The organism is Marinomonas sp. TW1 (assembly GCF_001625355.1).
Classification (GTDB): domain Bacteria; phylum Pseudomonadota; class Gammaproteobacteria; order Pseudomonadales; family Marinomonadaceae; genus Marinomonas.
On record NZ_JSEE01000034.1, the window covers coordinates 1 to 1332 of the forward strand.

Here is a 1332-nt window from a genome sequence, read left to right on the forward strand (position 1 = left end):
GCTTAATTCGATCGTTGTTGTAATACTCGATGTATTCCTTGATTGCTTCAATCAGCTCATCAGCATTGTTAAACTTTTTGTTATGGTACATTTCTGTTTTTAGGATGCCGAAAAAGTTCTCAGCTACGGCATTGTCTAAGCAATTTCCTTTTCTAGACATGCTTTGGGGTAGCCCATGAGTCTTAAGCTGTGCCTGATACGCTTGGTTCTGATACTGCCAACCTTGATCTGAGTGGATAATTGGCTTCTCATCTTCTCCAAGCTTTCTAATTGCACTCTTTAACATGTCTGTGACCAACGGCAAGGTGACCGACGTCCTTACTTCATAACTCACGACTTCCTGATTAAACAAGTCGATCATTGGTGATAGATAAACCTTCTGATCGGCCACTTTAAACTCAGTTACGTCTGTTACCCACTTTTGATTAGGCTTATCAGCATAAAATACTCTGTTGAGTAGATTGGGCGCAGTTTTTCCAACTCGACCTCGATAAGATTTATACCGCTTCGGTCGTACTTTGGATTTTAGTCCTTGTGCAACCATAAGACGCTGAACGCGCTTGTGGTTCACTTGGATTCCGCTATTTCTTAAGGCGTAGGTCACTCTACGATATCCATAACGCCCTTTGTGGGCATGGAAGATATCGTAAATCTTCTCTTTCAGATCCCTTTCCGAATCAGCCGTCTGCGCAGAAGCTCGATGATAGTAATAGACACTTCGAGCCAGTCCAGTGGCTTTGAGGAGCAACTGTAACGGATATTTAGCCTTGAGCTCAGTAACGATCAGCGCTTTTTCTTTGCTTGTTCCTGTTTGGCCTGAGCCAAGGCTTTCAACTTTTTTAGCACAGCATTTTCTGCACGCAGGTACTCAAGTTCTTCTCTTAGTTCTTTTTCCGTCATTTGTTCCGCTGGTTTAGATTCAGAAGATTGAGTTGTCATGCGAGGCCTACCTTTTCTCTGTGGTTTAAGTCGAGCTATACCTTCGCAAGCATAGAGCTTTTGCCACTGGAATAATATTCCTGGAGACGATAAATCGAAGTAGGCACTTGTATAGTTTAAGGACCACTCATTCTCATGCATCGTTTTAAGTACTTTGAGCTTAAAGGATTGGGTATATGGCATCTGGCTATGCTGAAAACTGTTTTCACCATGAACCCTATACACTTGAGACCAGTAACAAACTTGCCTCGATGCTACATCGAATTTTCGGGCAATGGATCTTGAGCCTTGGTGTTGAGATAACTTGGCTAAAGACAGTTTAAATGCTCTGTGATATTTGGACATAAAAAGACCCCCAGTAATTGGAATGTCCAACTATTGGGGGTCAGTTCA

2 protein-coding genes are annotated in these 1332 nt (G+C 42.4%); both read right to left on the reverse strand.

All coding sequences use genetic code 11. The features are described from left to right. A partial coding sequence (locus OA79_RS17720; RefSeq protein ID WP_331709333.1) for an IS3 family transposase occupies window positions 1-787 on the reverse strand: 787 nt, incomplete at its 3' end. Continuing rightward, window positions 784-1284: a transposase gene (locus tag OA79_RS17725; protein ID WP_063334545.1), complete on the reverse strand. Its 501-nt coding sequence runs from the start codon at window positions 1282-1284 to the stop codon at window positions 784-786. The genes OA79_RS17725 and OA79_RS17720, both read right to left, overlap by 4 nt. Window positions 1285-1332 lie beyond the last annotated feature (48 nt).